Origin of the sequence: Polaromonas sp. YR568 (assembly GCF_943371715.1) — a bacterium.
Classification (GTDB): Bacteria; Pseudomonadota; Gammaproteobacteria; order Burkholderiales; family Burkholderiaceae_C; genus Polaromonas.
This window is the reverse complement of sequence record NZ_CALRVW010000026.1, coordinates 1-18,248: the sequence shown is the minus strand read 5'-3', so window position 1 is coordinate 18,248 and position 18,248 is coordinate 1. Positions and strand designations below refer to the sequence as shown.

Annotated in this window: 18 protein-coding genes and 1 pseudogene; 5 read left to right on the top strand and 14 right to left on the bottom strand. The window is 65.2% G+C overall.

Features of this window, described 5'->3' with window-relative positions; genetic code table 11:
* Positions 1 to 8 precede the first annotated feature (8 nt).
* From AAG813_RS16265 to AAG813_RS16240, 6 genes and pseudogenes are all read right to left on the bottom strand, one after another.
* Entirely contained in the window at positions 9 to 1,334 is a 1,326-nt protein-coding gene (locus tag AAG813_RS16265; RefSeq protein ID WP_341916711.1) for a TRAP transporter large permease subunit, read from the bottom strand.
* Complete coding sequence (locus AAG813_RS16260; RefSeq protein WP_341916710.1) at positions 1,327 to 1,854, bottom strand: TRAP transporter small permease subunit; 528 nt, start codon at positions 1,852 to 1,854, stop codon at positions 1,327 to 1,329. Before AAG813_RS16260 ends, AAG813_RS16265 begins: the two co-directional genes overlap by 8 nt.
* A gap of 15 nt (positions 1,855 to 1,869) precedes the next feature.
* On the bottom strand, positions 1,870 to 2,964 hold the full coding sequence (locus AAG813_RS16255) for a TRAP transporter substrate-binding protein (protein ID WP_341916709.1): 1,095 nt from the start codon (positions 2,962 to 2,964) through the stop codon (positions 1,870 to 1,872).
* Between the two features lie 208 nt (positions 2,965 to 3,172).
* Positions 3,173 to 4,368, bottom strand: a pseudogene (locus AAG813_RS16250) (MFS transporter).
* Positions 4,368 to 5,189 carry a hydratase gene (locus AAG813_RS16245; RefSeq protein WP_341916708.1) on the bottom strand — a complete coding sequence of 274 codons (822 nt, stop codon included), beginning with the start codon at positions 5,187 to 5,189 and terminating at the stop codon, positions 4,368 to 4,370. The pseudogene AAG813_RS16250 and the gene AAG813_RS16245 overlap by 1 nt, the downstream one beginning before the upstream one ends.
* Positions 5,190 to 5,394: 205 nt before the next feature.
* A complete protein-coding gene (locus tag AAG813_RS16240) occupies positions 5,395 to 6,039 on the bottom strand; it encodes a glutathione S-transferase family protein (RefSeq protein WP_341916707.1) in 645 nt (214 codons plus the stop codon).
* 209 nt (positions 6,040 to 6,248) lie between these two features.
* Between AAG813_RS16240 and AAG813_RS16235 the strand changes: the two genes are divergently transcribed.
* Positions 6,249 to 7,034: an SGNH/GDSL hydrolase family protein gene (locus tag AAG813_RS16235; protein WP_341916706.1), complete on the top strand. Its 786-nt coding sequence runs from the start codon at positions 6,249 to 6,251 to the stop codon at positions 7,032 to 7,034.
* A 22-nt stretch (positions 7,035 to 7,056) separates the two neighbouring features.
* Here the strand turns inward: AAG813_RS16235 and AAG813_RS16230 are convergent, their stop codons facing one another.
* Positions 7,057 to 7,374: a PilZ domain-containing protein gene (locus AAG813_RS16230; protein ID WP_341916705.1), complete on the bottom strand. Its 318-nt coding sequence runs from the start codon at positions 7,372 to 7,374 to the stop codon at positions 7,057 to 7,059.
* Positions 7,375 to 7,596: 222 nt separating this feature from the next.
* Here AAG813_RS16230 and argE point away from each other — a divergent pair, with 222 nt between their 5' ends.
* Together argE and AAG813_RS16220 are read left to right on the top strand one after the other, a co-directional pair.
* Positions 7,597 to 8,817 (top strand): acetylornithine deacetylase, encoded by a 1,221-nt coding sequence (argE, locus tag AAG813_RS16225; RefSeq protein WP_341916704.1) that lies wholly within the window; start codon positions 7,597 to 7,599, stop codon positions 8,815 to 8,817.
* Positions 8,818 to 8,862: 45 nt separating this feature from the next.
* A complete protein-coding gene (locus AAG813_RS16220) occupies positions 8,863 to 9,846 on the top strand; it encodes a tripartite tricarboxylate transporter substrate binding protein (protein WP_341916703.1) in 984 nt (327 codons plus the stop codon).
* A gap of 220 nt (positions 9,847 to 10,066) precedes the next feature.
* Here the strand turns inward: AAG813_RS16220 and AAG813_RS16215 are convergent, their stop codons facing one another.
* From AAG813_RS16215 to AAG813_RS16195, 5 genes are all read right to left on the bottom strand, one after another.
* Entirely contained in the window at positions 10,067 to 10,468 is a 402-nt protein-coding gene (locus AAG813_RS16215; RefSeq protein WP_341916702.1) for a nuclear transport factor 2 family protein, read from the bottom strand.
* Positions 10,469 to 10,815: 347 nt separating this feature from the next.
* Entirely contained in the window at positions 10,816 to 11,235 is a 420-nt protein-coding gene (locus AAG813_RS16210; RefSeq protein ID WP_341916701.1) for a GNAT family N-acetyltransferase, read from the bottom strand.
* A gap of 81 nt (positions 11,236 to 11,316) precedes the next feature.
* Positions 11,317 to 11,745 (bottom strand): hypothetical protein, encoded by a 429-nt coding sequence (locus tag AAG813_RS16205; RefSeq protein WP_341916700.1) that lies wholly within the window; start codon positions 11,743 to 11,745, stop codon positions 11,317 to 11,319.
* A gap of 353 nt (positions 11,746 to 12,098) precedes the next feature.
* A complete protein-coding gene (locus AAG813_RS16200) occupies positions 12,099 to 12,533 on the bottom strand; it encodes a hypothetical protein (RefSeq protein ID WP_341916699.1) in 435 nt (144 codons plus the stop codon).
* A 259-nt stretch (positions 12,534 to 12,792) separates the two neighbouring features.
* Positions 12,793 to 13,095 carry a hypothetical protein gene (locus AAG813_RS16195; protein WP_341916779.1) on the bottom strand — a complete coding sequence of 101 codons (303 nt, stop codon included), beginning with the start codon at positions 13,093 to 13,095 and terminating at the stop codon, positions 12,793 to 12,795.
* Positions 13,096 to 13,429: 334 nt separating this feature from the next.
* On the opposite strand from AAG813_RS16195, the gene AAG813_RS16190 reads away from it, so the two are divergent.
* Both AAG813_RS16190 and AAG813_RS16185 read left to right on the top strand, forming a co-directional pair.
* Positions 13,430 to 13,855: a CopG family transcriptional regulator gene (locus AAG813_RS16190; RefSeq protein WP_096671178.1), complete on the top strand. Its 426-nt coding sequence runs from the start codon at positions 13,430 to 13,432 to the stop codon at positions 13,853 to 13,855.
* A gap of 32 nt (positions 13,856 to 13,887) precedes the next feature.
* A complete protein-coding gene (locus AAG813_RS16185) occupies positions 13,888 to 14,955 on the top strand; it encodes a PHB depolymerase family esterase (protein WP_341916698.1) in 1,068 nt (355 codons plus the stop codon).
* Positions 14,956 to 15,322: 367 nt separating this feature from the next.
* Here the strand turns inward: AAG813_RS16185 and AAG813_RS16180 are convergent, their stop codons facing one another.
* Entirely contained in the window at positions 15,323 to 16,567 is a 1,245-nt protein-coding gene (locus AAG813_RS16180; RefSeq protein WP_341916697.1) for an MFS transporter, read from the bottom strand.
* 146 nt (positions 16,568 to 16,713) lie between these two features.
* A partial coding sequence (locus tag AAG813_RS16175; protein ID WP_341916696.1) for a penicillin-binding transpeptidase domain-containing protein occupies positions 16,714 to 18,248 on the bottom strand: 1,535 nt, incomplete at its 5' end.

The window sequence follows — 18,248 nt, the reverse complement described above, 5'->3', positions numbered from 1 at the left end:
CTGCATCGCTACCAGCCGATGGCCTTGGGCAACCAGAGCGCGATCTGCGGATAGAAGAACAGCAGCAGCAGCGCCAGGAACTGCATGGTGATGAAGGGAATCACGCCCTTGTAGATGTCCTTGATCGTCACCTCGGGCGGCGCCACCCCCTTGAGGTAGAACAGGGCCCAGCCGAAAGGCGGCGTCAGGAAGGACGACTGCAGGTTCACCGTGATCAGCATCGCCAGCCAGACCGGGTCCACCCCTTGGGCCAGCAGCACCGGCAGGAACAGGGGCACGGCGATGTAGCTGATCTCGATCCACTCGATGAAGAAGCCGAGCACGAAGATCAGGACCATCATGAACCAGATGTCGCTGTTCACGCCGCCGGGCAGCAGGTCGAACATCCTGGTGATCAGGTCCTCGCCGTGCAGGCCGCGGAAGGCCAGCGCAAACACCTGCGCCGTCATCAGGATCAGCATCATGATGGCGGTGATCTTGCTGGTTTCCAGCGCCGCTTCCTTCAGCACCTTCATGCTGAAGCGCCCCGAGAAGGCGGTGATCAGCACGGCGCCCACTGCGCCCATGGAGGCGGCCTCGGTCGGCGCGGCGATGCCACCAACGATGGAGCCCAGCACCGCCACCACCAGCATGATGGGCGGCACCACCACTTTCCAGAAGCGGATCCAGAGCTGGCGGCGCGAGACGCCGTCGCGCTCGGCCTGCGGGATCGGCGGCATCAGGTCCGGCTTGAGCCAGCCCAGCACCAGCAGGAAAATGATGTACACCGCCGCCAGCAGCATGCCGGGGCCGACCGCCGCCGCGAACAGCGTGCCCACCGAGAGCTGCATGATGTCCGACAGCAGGATCAGGATCAGGCTGGGCGGAATGATCTGCCCCAGCGTGCCCGAGGCGCAGATCGCGCCGCAGGCGATGCTCTTGTTGTAACCCCGCTTGATCAGGGTGGGCAGGGTCAGCAGCCCCAGGGTGATGACGGTGGCGCCGACGATGCCGGTGGTCGCGCCCATCAGCACGCCGAACAGGATGATGCCCACGCCCATGCCGCCGCGCACGCCGCCGGCGATGTGGCCCATCACGTCGAGCAGGTCATCGGCCAGGCGCGACTTCTCCAGCATCACACCCATGAAGACGAACAGCGGAATGGCCATCCACTGGTAACCGGCGACGATGCCGTAGAAACGCGCCGGCAGCAGGCTGAACAGGCTGTCGCCGAAGCCCAGGTAGCCGAAGATGAAACCGACTGTCGCCAGTGTCGTGGCCACCGGCACGCCGATCATCAGCAGCGCAAAAAAGGCCACCAGCATCAGGATGGCATAGGTCTGCGGTTCAAACATGGCCGCCCTCCTGCGCCTGGGCGCGCGTGTGGAACAGGCGCAGCAAGGCAGCCACCGTCTGCAGGGCCACCAGGCCGTAACCGATCGGGATCAGCGACTTGACGATCCAGCGCAGCGGAATGCCGCCCGGATCGGGCGAGCTCTCCTGGATGGCGTAGGCCTGCATCACGTAGGCGATCGACACCTTGATGAAGATCAGCGCCACCGCCAGCAAAAGCAGCAGCGAGACCACGTCAACAATGAACTTCTTGCGCGCCGTGTAGTGCGCGTAGAACAGGTCCACCCGCACGTTGTCGCCCCGCTGCAGGGCGTAACACATGCCCAGCAGGATAAGCGCAGCCAGCAGGTGCCACTCCAGTTCCTGGGCCCAGACCGAGCCGAAGCTGAAGGCGTAGCGCAGCAGGACATTGACCGCGACCAATGCAATCATGGCCAGGGCCACCCAGAGGGTGGCCCGACCAACCACATCGACCAGCGATTCAATCTTCTCCATCATGGAGGCGATCGCCTTGTTTGTCATGAATGGTCTTTCGCGTCAGCCGCGCACCTTGGTGTGGTATTGCTCTTCGCTGACCTCGACCCAGCGGTCGTACTTGGCCTTGAAGCCCATGTAGGAGTCGTGCACCTTCCTGACCAGCGGGTCCTTGGCCACCGCCTCAGCCAGCACCTTGTCAGTCTCCACGCGCAGCGCCTTGATCACCGCGTCGGGCAGGGGCTTGGCGATGACCTTCTGGTTCTTGACCAGGTCGTCCATGGCCTCGGCATTGGCCTTCTGGCACCAGCCTTCGCTGATGACGTTGCAGGCCGCAGACGCGTTGCTCACGATGGCCTGCAGGTCCTTGGGCAGCTTGTCCCAGGCGGCCTTGTTGATCAGCAGCTCGGACACGGTGGCCGACTCGTGCCAGCCGGTGGTGTAGTAGTACTTGGCCGCCTTCTGCAGCCCGAGGCGGCGGTCCTGGTAGGGGCCGACGAACTCGGCCGCATCGATCACGCCGCGCTCGAGCGCGGGGAAAATCTCGCCGCCGGGCAACACCTTCACGTCCACGCCCAGGTTGGCGTAAACCTTGCCGGCCAGGCCGGGAATGCGCATCTTCAGCCCCTTGAGGTCGGCCACGGAATTGATTTCCTTCTTGAACCAGCCCGTCATCTGCACGCCGGTGTTGCCGCAGGGCATGGCCACCATGCCGAAGGGTGCGTACACCTCGTTCCACAGCTCGATGCCGCCGCCGTCGTAGAGCCAGCCGTTCATGCCCTGGAAGTTCAGGCCAAAAGGCACGGCGGTGAAGTACTGGGCGGCAAAAGTCTTGCCGGTCCAGAAGTAGCTGTTGGCGTGGTTCATCTCCACCGTGCCGGCACGCACGGCGTCGAACCCCTCGAAGGCCGGGATCAGTTCACCGGCGCCGAAAACCTGGATCTTCAGGCGGCCGCCGGACATGTCGGCGATACGTTTGGCCAGGTCGGTCGCGCTGCCCGGGCCGTCCATGTAAAAGGGCGAGCCCTTGGGGTAGGCACTGGTCATCTTCCAGTTGAAGCTTTGCTGGGCGCGGGCGATCATGGGAAAGCCGAGCGCAGTGCCGGCAGCAGCAGCGATGGAGGCTTGACTGAGCAGTGAACGTCTTGTCGAGGTCATGCGATATTCCTTGGAGTAGAGAAGCTGATGAGCCAGCACCTGCTGCGCAACCGGGTGGTTGCGCCAAGGGTTAGCATGCAAACAGCGTGCCACGGAAAAGGACAAGAAGCAGCGACTTTTCAGGGTGTAGGGGACTCCCTACGGCCTGTAGAGAAGGCCCGACCGGAAGTGGAAAAACCGATGCGGAAAAACCCCGATGCGATGCGCCCTAGCGGCGCCCACGCAGCAGCGGCCGGAACATCAGCAGCCCCACGGCCGGCCCCAAGGCGAGCCAGGGCAGCACCACCGGCAAGGGCCAGGCCTGCGCGGCCCGCACGAACAGTTCGATGCTGAGCACCGAGATCGCAAAGCCGATGCAATTGGCGAAAGTCAGCACGCTGCCGGCCACGGCAGGCGGCGCGTTCTGCGCGGTCAGGGTGGAGAACTGCGGCGAGTCGCCCGACACCGTCACGCCCCACAGCAGCATCCAGGCCATGAACCACGGCAGCGGCGCGGCCAGCATCACCGGCGCCGCCACGCAGCAGGCGCCGCTGATGGCCAGCTGCAGCTGCGCCACGGGTGCGCTGCCGAAACGCCGCACCAGCAGGCCGCCGCCGACGCAGCCTGCGCTGCCCACCGCAATGATCCAGAAGGCCGCAGCACTCACCGAGGTACCCGCCAGCCGGGTCGCCACGATCAGCGGCACCAGCACGAAAAAAGCGTAGAGCTCCCACATGTGGCCGAAGTAGCCAAACACCGACGCGCGCAGGCGCCGGTCGGTCCAGATCAGGCCCAGCGCCCGCGGCGTGATGCGTGCACCGCGCACCAGGTGCGGGCTCTCGGGCACCAGCCAGGCCGTCGCCAGGCCGCCCAGCGCGGCCAGCAGCGACACGCCCAGCACCACCGCCTGCCAGGGCGAGCCGCCCCCGGCAAACGCCGGCAGGCCCGCATCACCGGCCAGCGCACGCAGGCCGTGGGGCAAGGCGGTGCCCAGCACCAGCGCGCCTATCAGCACACCCATCACCGCGCCCAGGCGTTCGCGGTACCAGCTCGCCGCGATTTTCATGCCCACCGGGTAAATGCCGGCCAGCAGAAAACCCACGCCAAAACGCAGCGCCAGCAACAAGGTGAAGTCGCCCTGCACCCACACGGTGGCGGCATTGAGCGCCGCACCGAGCAGCGAGCAGATCAGGAAGACGCGCGAAGGCGCAAAGCGGTCGGCCAGCATCAGCAGGGCAAACACCAGCGTGCCCGCCACAAAACCGAGTTGTACCGCTGAGGTCAGCATGCCCACCGCACCCGGCGGCAAGCCCCAGGCGCGTTGCAGGTCGGGCATCACGCGTTGACCGCGAACCACAGCGAGGTGCCGGCGAACTGCGACAGCACGATCACCGGCAGGATGCGCCGGGGCACGGCGCCCGCCATCAGCGGAACCTGACGCTCAGGCCGGACAGCGGCGCGTCAAACGCCGCCGTCCAGGTCTCGCCCGGCCCCACCGGCCAGGCGTCGGTCCAGGTGCCGGTGGTCACCACGTCGCCCGGCTGCAAATCGGGCGCACCAGGGCAGCTGCGCAGCTCCGTCAGGAAATGCTGCAGCGCGTGCAGCGGGCCGTCGAGCACATTCGCGCCCACGCCCTGGTCCACCGGCCGGCCGTCGCAGGACAGCGTGATCTGCGCCCCGGCCAAGCGTGCCTCCAGAGCCCGCGCATCGCTGGCCAGCGCGGCCACCGGCACACGCGCACCGACCAGCAGGCGCGCATGCAGCGCCCCGTCGGCCACGGTGTCGGCCGCCACGAACTTCCAGCCAGGCTGGTGCGACTGCACGATCTCGAAACCGGGCGCGACCCAGGCGATGCAGGCGAACAGTTCGTCGAGCGAGGCATTGACCGGCGGCGTGGCGGCGATGCCGAAGACCGCCTCCGGCTCCAGCCGCGGCTGGCAGGTTCCGGCCAGGGACACCTCGCCCTGCCCTTCGCAATACGACAGGGTGGTGTCCCAGACCGTGCCCCAGATCGGCCCGTACACCTGGTAGCGCGGCCAGATGCTGCGGTTGGTAAAACCCACCTTGTAGCCGCGCGGCTGCTCGCCGCGGGCCATGCGCAACCGCCGCACCGCCAGCGCGCGCTGGTAAGCCTCGGGCACGTCCAGGCCCGAAGCGGCGGGCCAGAAACCGGCATGGTCGTAGTGATGGAGAAGTTGCTCGGGCGTCATGGGGACGAGCTTACCGCCGATGGCGGGATACCGCATTTCGGGAGGACTTCATGTCAAAACAGCCAACAGCCCAATGGGTACGGGCGCCAGCAGCTATCATTTTGAGAGTCAACAGAAGAGGATGGCCAGCAGCGCCGGGTCTTCCACCAGATTCAGCATCGCGTAGCCGCCCAGGCGGTAGGCGGTATAGACGGCCTGCGCCATCAGCTGTTCAAGGGCCAGCATCGGTCAGCGCCACGAATCACGCCTTGGTCTGCGCTGCCTTGCGGTCAGCCACAACTTTCTGGGCCGAGGGCCGCTCGCCGATGAACTTGGCGTAAGCCTTGTGGTCCACCCCGCCGGCCAGCAGCAGGTCTTCGCCAAACGCTGCCTTGCTGGCCATGCCCACCAGCGGCAGGCTGGCAAAGGCGGCGCAGTCGGCCTGGGTGAAGGTGTCGCCGGCCACATAGGGCGAAAACTTCGCCAGCTTTTTGAAAGCGGCGATGTTGGTTTCGAGCTGCGTGCGGATGCGCGCCAGGTTGCTTTCGCTCAGCGGCGCGGCGCCGAAAAAGGTGGCGCCATACAGCTGGCGCGCGACCATCTCCAGGTGCCAGTCGATGAAGGTGGTGAGCTCGCGCACCTTGGCGGCGGCAAAGGCATCGGCCGGCAGCAGCGGCGGCTGCGGGTAGGCGGCCTCGATGTAGTCCAGGATGGCCTGACTTTCGCAGAGGCCGCCCTGCGCCGTGCGGATGAAGGGAATCTTGCCCAGCGGCGAGGCGCCCAGAATCGCCTCGTCCTTGCTCTGCGTAGCGGCGTATTCCTCGGTAAAAGGCACGCCTTTTTCAAGCAGGGCGAGTTTGACCTTGTTGTAGTAGTTGGAAACGGGAAAGCCGCAAAGGGTAAGCATCGAAGAGTCTCCTGGGTTGATGGCGCCAAGTTTAGGCCAGCCCGGCCGGGCCGGCGTGCAACGGCGGTGACAGTCGCGGCGCCCGGGTTTCCGGCGGACAGGTGCGGATTGTGTGACATCTGCCACCTTCTCCTCCATTTGAAGGACGACAAGCCGCAGCGCCAGCGCGACGATTTTCCCCCTCATCCACTTCACTGACTGGAGCCATCATGAGCAACTACTACTGGGACGAAACACAGATGAAGGCCGACGGCGCCAACCCGACCATCCTGGCGATCGGCGACTCCTGGTTCTGGTACCCCTTTTTCGGGGGCAGCCTGACCAACTACCTGGGCCAGATCGTGGCGCCCAAAAGCCACGTCATCCTGGCCAAGGGCATGAACGGCGCCGAAGCCTTCGACTACGTGGACGGCAAATACGCCGACAGCGTGCGCAACACGCTCAAGCTGTACGGCGCCGGCCTGTCGGCGGTGTTCATCAGCGGGGGCGGCAACGACTTCGCCGGCTTCAACGACATGCGGCCACTGCTCAAGGAAAGCTGCTCGGGCGAAACCACGGCCAACGGCTGCTTTCGCAGCGGGGCGCAGGGCCTGCCGGGGTTTCTGGAGCGCATGGACACCTACTACCGCAAACTGATCGGTGTGGTGTACACCCGCACGACGCTGGACTGCCTGATCGTCATGCACACCTACGACTATGCGATCCCCGACGGCAAGGGCGTGTTCGGCAAGGACGGCTGGCTGCAGCCCGCGCTGACGGCCGCCGGCGTCAAGCCCGAGCTGCACCAGGCCTGCGTGGTGCACCTGCTCGACGCCTTCCACAAGGTGCTGGACAACATCACCAAGATGGACCCCGCCCACCTTTACGTGGTGGACAGCCGCGGCACGCTGGGCCCCGGTGACTGGGCCAACGAGTTGCACCCCAAGGGCTCGGGTTTCAAGAAGATCGCCATGCAGTGCTGGAAACCCGCGCTGAAAAACATCGGGCTGGCCTGAGCGGCCCAGGGCGCCGGCTTGGTTACGCCGTGTCGGGAAACAGCGGCGTCAGCAGGCGCACGGCAATGTTGAAGCCGTCGCCCGCAGGCGTCACGCGCACCACCTGCGCCTCGCAGGTCAGCGGGTGGGTCCGGCCCGCACCGGGAAACTCCAGCACCAGTTCCAGGCTGGCGCCCAGCTCGTAGCTGCGCTCCGACTGGAAGTACAGCCCGGTCGCACTCAGGTCATGGGTGGCGCCCTCGTCGCCGTCGATGGTCAGGCGCACGGCCACGCCAAAACGCTGCGCCGCCCGTTGCTCAAGCACCCTGGCCCTCTTTTCGCCCCCGGCGGTTGTTTGCATGGTCCTGTCTGTCCTGAAGATGCCCGAAAACCGGCGTAACCCCCAATCTAGGGCATGGGCGCGCCCCGTGTGTAGGCGCCGCCGCAGGCTGCGTGTGGGACAGCAGGCTGCCCGGGTGACGGGTCTTCCCGAAACGGCGAGGCCGATCCGGAAGTGCGCAGGTAATATGTATGCCTATCTTCTTCACATTCCCTTTAGCCCCACGGCTCGAGGCTCCCCACCATGAATGCTCCCCTGCCCAGCGCCACCCTGCAATCAGTCACCGCCGCCGACCTGGCCGCCCTGCCCCTGATCGAAAAATGGGTCTCGTTTGCCTCGGTCTCGCGCGACAGCAACCTGCCCATCATCGAATGGACGCAGGCCCTGCTGGAGGGCTACGGCGTCGAATGCCGCCTGATCCATGACGAAAGCGGCAAAAAGGCCAACCTCTGGGCCACGCTGCCTGCGGCGGACGGCGAAACCAAAACCGGCGGCCTGGTGCTGTCGGGCCACACCGACGTGGTGCCGGTGGACGGCCAGCCCTGGGACACCGACCCCTTTGTGGCGCAGGTCATCGGCGACAAACTCTATGGCCGCGGCGTGACCGACATGAAAGGTTTCGGCGCCACCGTGCTGATGATGGTGCCCGAGCTGCTCAAGCGCCGGCTCAAACACCCGGTGCACCTGGCCTTCAGCTACGACGAGGAAGTCGGCTGCATCGGCGTGCGCCGCCTGATTGCCGACATGGTGGACCAGGGTTACCGGCCCGCCGGCTGCATCGTGGGCGAACCCACCGGCATGCAGGTGGTGATTGCGCACAAGGGCAAACACGCCTACAAAACCTCGGTGCGCGGCTTCGAGGCGCATTCGTCACTGACGCCGCAGGGCGTCAACGCGGTGGAGATCGCCTGCGAGTTTGTCACCAAGCTCAAGTCCATGCACCGCAAGCTGGTGGCCGAAGGGCCGTTCGATGCGGTGTACGACGTGCCGCACACCACCATCCACACCGGTGTGATAGCCGGCGGCACCGCGCTCAACATCATTCCGCGCGACTGCGACGTGACCTGGGAGATCCGCCACCACCACATGAATTCACCGGTGCTGCTCTTCAACGAAGCGAAAGAGTTCGCCGACAGCCTGCTGCCCGCCATGCAGGCGGTGGCGCCCGACACCGGCATCACGCACAAGCTCAACTCGGTGCTGCCCGGCTTTGCCACCGACGCCGACAGCGAGATTGCGCAGCTGTGTTTCCGTTGCGCGGACGTGGACCCGGCCAGCGGCGCGGGCAAGGTCTCGTTTGGCACGGAAGCTGCTCTGTTTCACCAGGTCGGCGTGCCCACCATCGTCTGCGGCCCCGGGCACATTGCCCAGGCGCATCAGCCCAATGAGTGGGTCGCGCTGGACCAGCTGGCCTGGTGCGAGCGTTTCATGCGGCGCCTGGCCGACGAAATCTGCATCGCCTGAACCCCGTCACTCCCTGTCAACACCACCAAAGAAGAGCTCCACAACATGATCAAGCGCAGAACCCTCCTGGGCGCCGCCATTGCGGCTGGCCTGAGCACCGGCCTCACCCTGGGCGCCGGCCCGGCCGCGGCCCAGGCCACGGGCAAAACCGTGCGCATCGTCGCTCCCTATGCCGCCAGCGGCGTGCAGGACCTGCTGGCGCGCGCCATCAGCACCGAACTCGGCACCGCGCTGGGCCAGACCGTGATTGTGGAAAACCGCGCCGGTGCGGGCGGCACGATCGGCACGGCCTATGTCGCCAAGTCCGAGCCGGACGGCAGCACCATGGTGATGGCCGCGGCCAGCCACAACATCGCCGGCTCGCTCTACACCAAGCTCAGCTACGACCCGCAGAAAGACTTCACGCCGCTGGCCCACATCGGCACCGCCGGTTATGTGCTGATGATCCACCCCGACGTGCCCGCCAAAACCGTCGCCGAGTTCATCCGTTATGCCAAGGCCAACCCCGGCAAGATGAACTACGCCACCGCCGGCATGGGCAGCGCCACGCACCTGTCCATGGCCTACTTCAACGGCCTGGCCGGCATCGACCTGGTGCATGTGCCGCTCAAGGCCACCGGCGAAGCCATCAACGAAGTGATCTCGGGCCGCGCCCACGCGGTGATTGCCGCCAGCATTGGCGCCCTCGCCTTTGCCAAGGACAGCCGCATCCGCCTGCTGGGCGTGACCTCGCCGCAGCGCAGCAAGTACCTGCCCACGCTGCCGACCATTGCCGAAAGCGGCCTGTCCGGCTACGCCTTCGACTCCTGGTTCGGCCTGCTCGGCCCCGCCGCCACGCCGGTGGCCGAGGCCACCCGCATCAACAGCGCCATGGCCAAGCTGCTGAAAGACCCGGTCGTCCTGGAGCGCCTGGACAAACAGGGCATCGAGCCCAAGGCCATGAGCAACGCCGACTTCGGCAAGCTGCTGGCGCTGGACTACAAACGCATGGCCGATGTCGTGAAAGCGTCGGGCGCGAAGATCGAATAAATGCGCTGAGGCGTGGCACCCGTGCCCGCCCGCCGCTCCCGTCAACAGGGCCGCTCATGCGGCCCTTTTTCATGGTTCATCATGAATAAAATAGGCCTCCAGCCCAATCTGGACGGGCGCAGACAGCTATTGTTTTGATAGCATTTCAAACCAGAGGGACGGCCGGTCTGCATACCGGCTCCTCACAGGCTGGCTCGCTGGATGAACGGGTTGGGCGTCATCAAGACGACGCGGCAATGGGTGGCCGGTTCTTGCGGTAGGAGTTCTTCAGCAAAATCTTGCCACCGCGAAAAGTGAACAGATCACAGCCATGGACTTCGACGCGAGATCCGTCCGCCCGTGTTCCGGTGAACGTCCACTCCGACACGCCCCGGTCTCCCTGGACAAAGTGGCGCGCATTCCCCCAATGGGCATCGGGAAAGGTGACCCAGACCTCCGCGAAGCCAGCCCGCACGGCTTGGCTGCCTGTGTATCGGGTTCCGCAAATGTCGGCACCGGCAGACGCTTCGAAAACACAGTCCTCGGTCATGAACGACATCAACGCATCAACATCGTGGCGATTCCACGCGTCGGCGAAGGCCTGCAATACGTCCGTGGTCACTTCAGGAATTACCGTCTGCATGATCGGGCACCTCCACAAATAGCCTGTGTACTTTGGGGCAGTTTACTGCCGCCCAACGCCCAGGCAAAGCGACGCCGGAACGCCTTTTGCTGATGCCACCCGCATCAACAGAGCCCTGCTCAAACAGCTGAAAGACCCGCCATTCCGGATCGGTGCTTTTTCATGATTTATTGTGAACCAAATACACCTCCAGCCAATAAGGACGTGCGCTACCAGCTACAGGTTTGATAGCACATCCCGACCGGTCGCTAGCGTGAAACGAACGAGGCTGAGCGCCATGCTAGACCCCGCCCTTGGGTTTGGCCACGAATCCGCTTTCAACATTGCCCACAAAGCCAAGCCATTCCTCATAGCGCCTTCCGCATGATCGCGAGGAAGAAATCGCCGATGTACTTGTCCATCCGTGCTACTTCTTCGTACCCGTGGCGGGCATAAAAACCAGGCGCCTGCCACTCAAAGGTCTCCAGGGCCGCATTTTTCGCCCCGAGCCCTCGCGCCGTCCGCTCTGCCTCGACCAGCAATCGCGAACCGATTCCCTTGCCTCGCCACTCGTCGCTGACCCACAGCACCTCAAGTCGGAGCCAATACATCGCGACAACGGCGCGCAGCCCCCCAACGACCCGGTTCTCCGAATCGCGCGCATTCAAGCGGATGTACTGCGGCTCAGGATATTCATCCACATGGCGATAGTTGAACTCGCGGAGCTGGCGGCCAACGTAGCCAGAACGGACCTCCTCGTCGGTGGCAGGCGAAACGGTGATGTTCATGAGGGAACGCGTGCAAAGTAAATGGCGCGAAGCATGGTGCAAGCACCCCTAGGGCGCGGTTTGACTGGGAGCTTATGCGGCTTAGCTTTGCCAGTGATAAACATTCGAAACTTTCTCACTTTTATCGAAGCAGATGCGCAAATAGTCAGTGTCGATTTTCATGCCGGAACAATAGCCGAGCTCGTAATCGATGCAGTTGTCCTCGGCTGCCCGGGTGGGCTCTCCGATCAGGGGTCTGACGCTTGTTGTGGGTGTTCCAACCACCAAGTGATTTTTCTCCAGATCCCGGTACATTGGGCCGCGCACACAAGCCATCTCTTTTTCCAGGCAGTCTTGAGCATTCTTGCAACTCAATGCGGAAGCCCAGACCTTGCTGTCGTAGGTTGTTCCCATGAATGGCAGATCGTGAAAGACAAAGCGGAGAACGGGTTTCCAAAACAGGAAAAGCAGCAATATCAACACCACTGTGGAAACAGCGGCCCGCTTCATGATTTTCAGTAAGTGCGACATCGAATTCTCAAGACTAACAATGTTGATATATCCGGCAAAACTGCGGGATGAGCTGGCGCCCTGTCAGATTACGTGGCGCAAAAAAGCAGATGTGTTTGCTCATGAAGTCAGCTTGATTGATCGCGTGTTGATACAGGTATATCGAAGTTGGCAGAGACAATGTGCACAGCGGCCACCACAAAGGGTGCGAAACGCGACCAAATACTCAGCCTAAAGTCGGCGTTGACCGGCGCGCACTGGTAATGCGCCGCAGGGCGTAGGCCCGTCCACACGCTTTGCGGCGCAGTGCCATTGCGTGTCCGTGTCGAAAAACCTGTTAGCCCCAAGCGCAGGGGCTCTGCAACGAGAGGGACTCATCGGGGAGGACCTGAAGGCCGAACAACAACGAGTCGCAATGAGTCATTGTGTAACTCGCCCATAATATTGCCGAGGCGTTCTGCAACTTCAACGAAACGAACACCACGCTTTCGGAGCTCATCTTCTGAAGGCTTAGGTCCGTACAGGTTTACGAAGGCCTTGTGGGCCAGATCATCGCGTGTTTTAACAAGGCCGCGCAGCTCCATGATCAGCTTGTCATTGGGACTGACTTTCGCGAAGACATTGACCAGCTTTCCGAGCGCTGCGTCCTGCACATCCTGGCGCGCATAACGATAGGTAAAGCCCTTCGGCAAGAAATTCCGCACTACGTCGTGGTACTGCCCGATATAGGACTTCAGTGCCTCTTCGACTAGTTGGAAGCCCCCCAACGCGTGTGTTGCGGATTCCCGGTAGTACTGTTCTATATCCACGCTTCCTCCTGGGGGCTAACTTTGATATATCCCGTAAAGCTGCGGAATAACATGGTGCCTTGCCAGATAACATCGCGCAGAAAAATCCAAAAATAGATTTATTGTCATGTACTTAGCTTGATTGGCTGCATGTTTATACAGGTATATTCAATTCGACAAAGTCGTCGATGTGGTTCCAGTCCAAGTCGAGCGATTTTCAGGCAACGGCGGGACTTTGCCCATCCTGCAATTGGATGATGAACGCCATCGGGCAGCGCTGCTAAGCCTGCCAAACCCCATACCCCAACTCCCTTAGCGCAATCCCCAGCTCCACTTCCATGTCCCGCGCCCCTTCATAAGGCATGGGGTTGTACATGGCGTACAGCCCGGGCAGCAGGCGTACACCCCACTTCTGCACATACACGTTGGACTGGATGCCGGCCTTGTGTTTGTCGAAGCGCACATCGGGGTCCAGCCCCGTCATGCCCACGTACACAAACGGTTTGCCGAGCTGGTAGTCAGGGTTGGCCTTGCGGAAGCGCCCCACGTTCCAGACCTCGTCGGACAGCTCGATCACGTACACGTGGTAGTGGTGGCTGCGCGGTGTGCGCGGCGGCTTTTTGGCGCGCGGTTTGGCCGGGGCGGCGTCGGCGGCTGCGGCCGGCGGGCTGTTCTTTCGGGGGGTCTTGCGGGGCGCGGTAGCCATGGTGGAGTGGAGTATGCGTCACGCAGCCGGGCGAGCCCATTTGCTACCAAATACATAGCTGCTGGCGCCCAGCCGGCAAGGGCTGGATGCCGATTTCATGCAGGACGGCCGCCCCCTCCGACCGGAAGCCAGCGGCGCCTGGCGCCTCCATCCAGAAACCATCCCAGAAACATCCTCAAACCATCCACTCAGATGGTGATAAGATGGTTTCATGCCCAAACCCAGCAAAACCTCGCAGACCTCCCCGCCCCGGCCGGTGGACGAAAAAATCACCATCAACCTCGGTTGCGTGGACCTGGGCCAGATCGACCTGCTGGTGCAGGAAGGCTTTTACGCCAACCGCACCGACCTGATCCGCACCGCCATCCGCAACCAGCTCACCACCCACGGCGAGGTGGTGCGCCAGGTGGTCTCGCGCAAGACGCTGGTGCTGGGCATCCAGCATTACAGCCAGGCCGACCTGCTGGCCGTGCAGGCGGCCGGCGAGAAGCTGCAGATCCGCGTGCTGGGGCTGGCCTCGATTGCGCCCGAGGTCACACCCGAGCTGGCGCTGGCCACCATCGAATCCATCACCGTGCTCGGTGCCCTGCATGCCAGCCCCGCCGTCAAGGCCGCGCTGGTGCAGCGCATCGCCTGACCCCCTGAACAGAACCCAACCGAAAGAACCTGATGACCCCCGACTTTCAGCAACTGATGCGCAACGCCGCCCGCCTGACCCGCAGCGGCGACCTGCAAGCCGCCACCGCAGCAATTCAAGCCGCGCTGGCCGGCACGGCCCCGGCCCCGGCAGCTCCCATGCCGACGCGCGACATGGGCGACGTGATCGACGTCGTTGCGCGCGAGGTGCCCGACACCGATGCGCCCGCGCCCCGCACAGCCGACGCGCCTGGCCCCGGACGTTTTGTTGCCGGCAGCCACAGCGGCGCCGCGGGCCACCGCGACTTCAAGCTCTACATTCCGCCGGGTGCGGGTGGGCGCGCGCTGCCGCTGGTGGTGATGCTGCATGGCTGCACCCAGAACCCGGACGACTTCGCCGCCGGTACCGCCATGAACGAGCTGGCCGAGGCGCAGGGCTTTTATGTGCTGTATCCGGCGCAGTCGCAGCAAGCCAATCCGCAGCGCTGCTGGAGCTGGTTCAAGCACAACCACCAGGCGCGCGGACGCGGCGAGCCGGCGCTGCTGGCCGGCATGACGCGCGAAGTGATGGCGGACCACACGGTGGATGCGGAGCGCGTGTATGTCGCCGGCCTGTCGGCCGGTGGCGCCATGGCCGCCATTCTGGGCGACGCCTACCCCGACCTGTATGCGGCGGTGGGCGTGCACTCGGGCCTGGCCACCGGGATCGCCACCGACCTGCCTTCGGCGCTCGGTGCCATGAAGGGCGGTGGCCAGCCGCTGCGCGCCGGCGCCAGCGGTGTGGCGACGATAGTTTTCCACGGCGACGCCGACACCACGGTGCACCCGGCCAACGGGCAGCATGTGGTGATGGCCAGCGCCGGCACGGCAGGCAGTGTGGAGGTGGAACGCCTGACAGCACCGGGTGGCCGCGCAGCCACGCGCAGCGTGCACCGCGCGCCCGATGGCGCGGTGCTGGCCGAACACTGGCTGGTACACGGCACGGCGCACGCCTGGTCAGGCGGCAGCGGCCGAGGCAGCTACACCGACGCGCGCGGACCCGATGCCAGCGCCGAGATGCTGCGGTTTTTTCTGGACCATCCGCGCCGGCCGGGCCACTGAGTCTGGGGTCGCACCTGAATTGCTACTGAATAGATAGCTGGTGGCGCCCGCACGACAAGGGCTGAAGCCCGATTAGACTGTGAATGCGCGGTCTGTCATTGCGGACCTGATCCGCAATCCATGGCGGCATTCCCGAAACCGTGGTCAATCAGGCATGGATCCCGGATCGAGTCCGGGATGACAAGCCCGGGGGCCGGGAAAAAACTCTGCGCCGCCTCGCCCTGCCTGTCATTGCGGACCCCGGATCAGGTCCGGGGCAGGCTCTGATCCGCAATCCATGGCGGAATTCTCGAAACCGTGGTCAATCAGGCATGGATCCCGGATCGAGTCCGGGATGACAAGCCAGGGGGGCAGGAACGACAGCGCCTCAGGCGACCCGCTGTGCGTCGCGCCGGCGCAGCGCCCAGGCGAAAAAAACGCCTTCGGCCGCCATGACGGCGCCGCCCAGCGCCACCACCGCACCGGTGCCGATTTGCGCGATCAGGCTGGCGGCCACCACCACACCGACCGACTGCCCCAGGAACAGCGACGAAGCGAACAGCGAGACCGCCGTGCCGCGTGCGCCGGGCGCCATCTGCGTGGCGTTGGCCTGCATGGTGTTGTGGAACATGAAAAAACCAAAGCCGGCCAGCAGGCTGGCGGGCACGGCGGGCAGCCAGTGCGGCGTGAAGGCCAGCACCAGCGCACACACCCCCACCAGCAGGCCACCCAGCAGCACCAGCTTTTGCTGGCCAAAGCGGCGGATCATGTGGCGCCCCACCGCCATGTACATCACGCCGCCCAGGCCGAACAGCGCCACGATGGCGCCCGCCAGCGACAGCGACAGCCCCAGCGAGCGATGCAGGTGCGAGGCCCAGATGGCCAGCACGCCAAAACCCACCGCCCCTTCGACCAGCGCCATCAGCAGCACCACGCGCGACCACGGGCCGGTGATGATGAGCAGCGCCTGCTTCACAAAGCCGGGCCGCGCGCTCTGTGGCTCTTCAGCCGTCGCGATCGGCACGGCCGGGGCCGCCTGTTGCCGGCGCCAGTCGCCCCACAGCAGCAAGCCCACCACGCCGAACAGCAGCGTCAGAAAGGCAAAGGCCCAGCGCCAGCCGAGCGCATCGGTCAGCAGGCCGCCGGCGAGCTGGCCGCCCACAATGCCCAGCGTGCTGCCCAGGCCGGTGCGCGTGAGCATTTCCTGCAGCTGGTCGGACGGCACGGTGTCGCCGACCCAGGCCATGGTCAGCGGAATCAGCGCGGCCGCGCCCAGCGCCATCAGCAGGCGTGCCCAGACCAGCATGTCCAGGCTGGTGGCCAGTGTGGCCGCGACGCTGCCCACGCAGCAACCCAGCGTGGCGAAGGTGACGATGCGGAACTTGCCGAAGCGGTCGCCCAGCGGGCCGTAAAACAGCTGCGCCACGCCGTAGGTCACGGCGAACACCGACACCACCAGCGCCGCCTGCCCCAGGCTGACGGCAAACACGCGCGACAGCTCGGGCAGCATGGCGTCGCAGATGCGCTGCGCCGCCATGCTGGCAAAGGTGGCCAGCGAGAGCAGCACGATGGAGCGGCGCGTGGCCGCGGACAAAGGGGCGGAGGCAGGGGCGGAAGCGGGGGTGGTGGTCACGGCAAGAAGGGGTTCGTTGACGCGCTCACAGCGGTCATGGAACCAGGCGCCGGCCCATTGTAGGCAGGAGCCGGCCGGCGCGCTTGGCGCACCGGCGCAGCGGGCGCGCCGGCGGGATCGTCCGCTCGTTGCCCGCCTTGGTCCGCTTACCGAACCTGGCCGGGCGGCAGGGGCGCGTACTGCGGTGCGCGTTCGCCTTGCGGCAGGCCGATCACCACACCGGGCTGCGCCACACCACCACCACTGCCGCCGCCCGACATGGGGCGGGCGCCGGGCACCGACTCCCAGCGCGGGTCGCTGCCCGACGGGGGTGGCGCGTTCACCGGCGGCGGGCCGTACACGGGTGGGTTAAAGACCGGCGGGCTGTAGGTCGGTGGCGGGGGTGGCGGCGGCGGGGTGTAAGTCGGCATGGCCTGCTCCTCGGCCGGCGGCTGCCGCGGTGTGACCGGTTGCGACGGCGACGGGAACAGCCCGCGCAGCCAGTCGTTGACCTGGTCGAGCACCGGCTCGAGCGCCGGACCCGTGCGGCCGCTGCCGCGCGGCGCGTCGAAACGCGCATTCGTGTCCACCATCCGGGTGCGCAGCGCCTGCTGGAAAAAATCACCCACGATAGGCAGCGCGCTGTGGGCGCCCTGGCCCCAGTAGTCGCTGAGCGTCACGCGGTTGTCGTTGAAGCCGACCCAGGCGCCCGCCACCAGCTGCGAATGCATCATCACAAACCAGCCGTCGGTGTTGTCCTGCGTGGTGCCGGTTTTGCCGGCCAAGTCGGCCTGGATGCCGTAACGCGAGCGGATGCCGGCACCGGTGCCGCTGTCGATCACGCCGCGCATCACGTCCAGCAGCACCTGCGCCGAAGGAATGGACAAAGCCTGCTCGGGCACCGCGGCCCGGAAGGTTTCCAGCACCTTGCCGTTGCGGTCTTCCACGCTGGTGATCAGGAGCGGCTCGATGTAGCTGCCGCTGTTGGCGATGGTGCTGTAGGCCGAGACCATTTCCTTCAGGGTCACCGGGCTGGTGCCCAGCGCCAGCGAAGGCACCACGTCGAGCTTGCTTTGCCGCACGCCCATGGCCTGCGCCAGGCTGGCCACCTTGGCCGGGCCCACACTCTGCATGACCTGGGCGGTGATGGTGTTCTTGGAATACACCAGGCCGTTGCGCAGGCTCATGGGCGCGTAGCTGGGCGGGGTGCCGTCGCGGGGCCGCCAGACCGCGCCGTTGCCCAGCGGGATCTCCACGTCACCGTCCATGAAGCTGTCGGTCGGCCGCGCGCCGTTTTCAAACGCGGCGCCGTACACGAAAGGCTTGAAGGTCGAGCCCGGCTGGCGGCGCGCCTGCTGCACGTGGTCGAACGGGTCCTGCGCAAAGTTGCGGCTGCCCACCCACGCCCGCACATGGCCGTTGCGCGGGTCCATCGCCACAAAGCCGGCCTGCAGCCGCGTCTTGTCCTGCCGCAGCGTCTGCATGAAGTCCTTGTCGGCCTGCAGCTGCTTGAGGGCCTCGTCGTCGGTCTGCCCGGACTCGCGGGCGGCCTTGTACTCGGCGCTCTCGCGCACAAAGGCCTTCACGATGTCTTTTTTGGCGGCCCAGGTGCGCGGCCCCCATTCGCCGTTGGCCACGCCCTGCAGCTTGTCGGCCTGGCGCGCCAGCGCCTGGTTGGCCTGCGCCTGCAGCCGCGAGTCGA

What these genes read in the sequence shown, in the direction of transcription:
- AAG813_RS16265 (WP_341916711.1), bottom strand. Translation starts at nt 1,334, where the DNA reads ATGTTTGAACCGCAGACCTATGCCATCCTGATGCTGGTGGCCTTTTTT.
- AAG813_RS16260 (WP_341916710.1), bottom strand. Translation starts at nt 1,854, where the DNA reads ATGACAAACAAGGCGATCGCCTCCATGATGGAGAAGATTGAATCGCTG.
- AAG813_RS16255 (WP_341916709.1), bottom strand. Translation starts at nt 2,964, where the DNA reads ATGACCTCGACAAGACGTTCACTGCTCAGTCAAGCCTCCATCGCTGCT.
- AAG813_RS16245 (WP_341916708.1), bottom strand. Translation starts at nt 5,189, where the DNA reads ATGCGGTATCCCGCCATCGGCGGTAAGCTCGTCCCCATGACGCCCGAG.
- AAG813_RS16240 (WP_341916707.1), bottom strand. Translation starts at nt 6,039, where the DNA reads ATGCTTACCCTTTGCGGCTTTCCCGTTTCCAACTACTACAACAAGGTC.
- AAG813_RS16235 (WP_341916706.1), top strand. Translation starts at nt 6,249, where the DNA reads ATGAGCAACTACTACTGGGACGAAACACAGATGAAGGCCGACGGCGCC.
- AAG813_RS16230 (WP_341916705.1), bottom strand. Translation starts at nt 7,374, where the DNA reads ATGCAAACAACCGCCGGGGGCGAAAAGAGGGCCAGGGTGCTTGAGCAA.
- argE (WP_341916704.1), top strand. Translation starts at nt 7,597, where the DNA reads ATGAATGCTCCCCTGCCCAGCGCCACCCTGCAATCAGTCACCGCCGCC.
- AAG813_RS16220 (WP_341916703.1), top strand. Translation starts at nt 8,863, where the DNA reads ATGATCAAGCGCAGAACCCTCCTGGGCGCCGCCATTGCGGCTGGCCTG.
- AAG813_RS16215 (WP_341916702.1), bottom strand. Translation starts at nt 10,468, where the DNA reads ATGCAGACGGTAATTCCTGAAGTGACCACGGACGTATTGCAGGCCTTC.
- AAG813_RS16210 (WP_341916701.1), bottom strand. Translation starts at nt 11,235, where the DNA reads ATGAACATCACCGTTTCGCCTGCCACCGACGAGGAGGTCCGTTCTGGC.
- AAG813_RS16205 (WP_341916700.1), bottom strand. Translation starts at nt 11,745, where the DNA reads ATGTCGCACTTACTGAAAATCATGAAGCGGGCCGCTGTTTCCACAGTG.
- AAG813_RS16190 (WP_096671178.1), top strand. Translation starts at nt 13,430, where the DNA reads ATGCCCAAACCCAGCAAAACCTCGCAGACCTCCCCGCCCCGGCCGGTG.
- AAG813_RS16185 (WP_341916698.1), top strand. Translation starts at nt 13,888, where the DNA reads ATGACCCCCGACTTTCAGCAACTGATGCGCAACGCCGCCCGCCTGACC.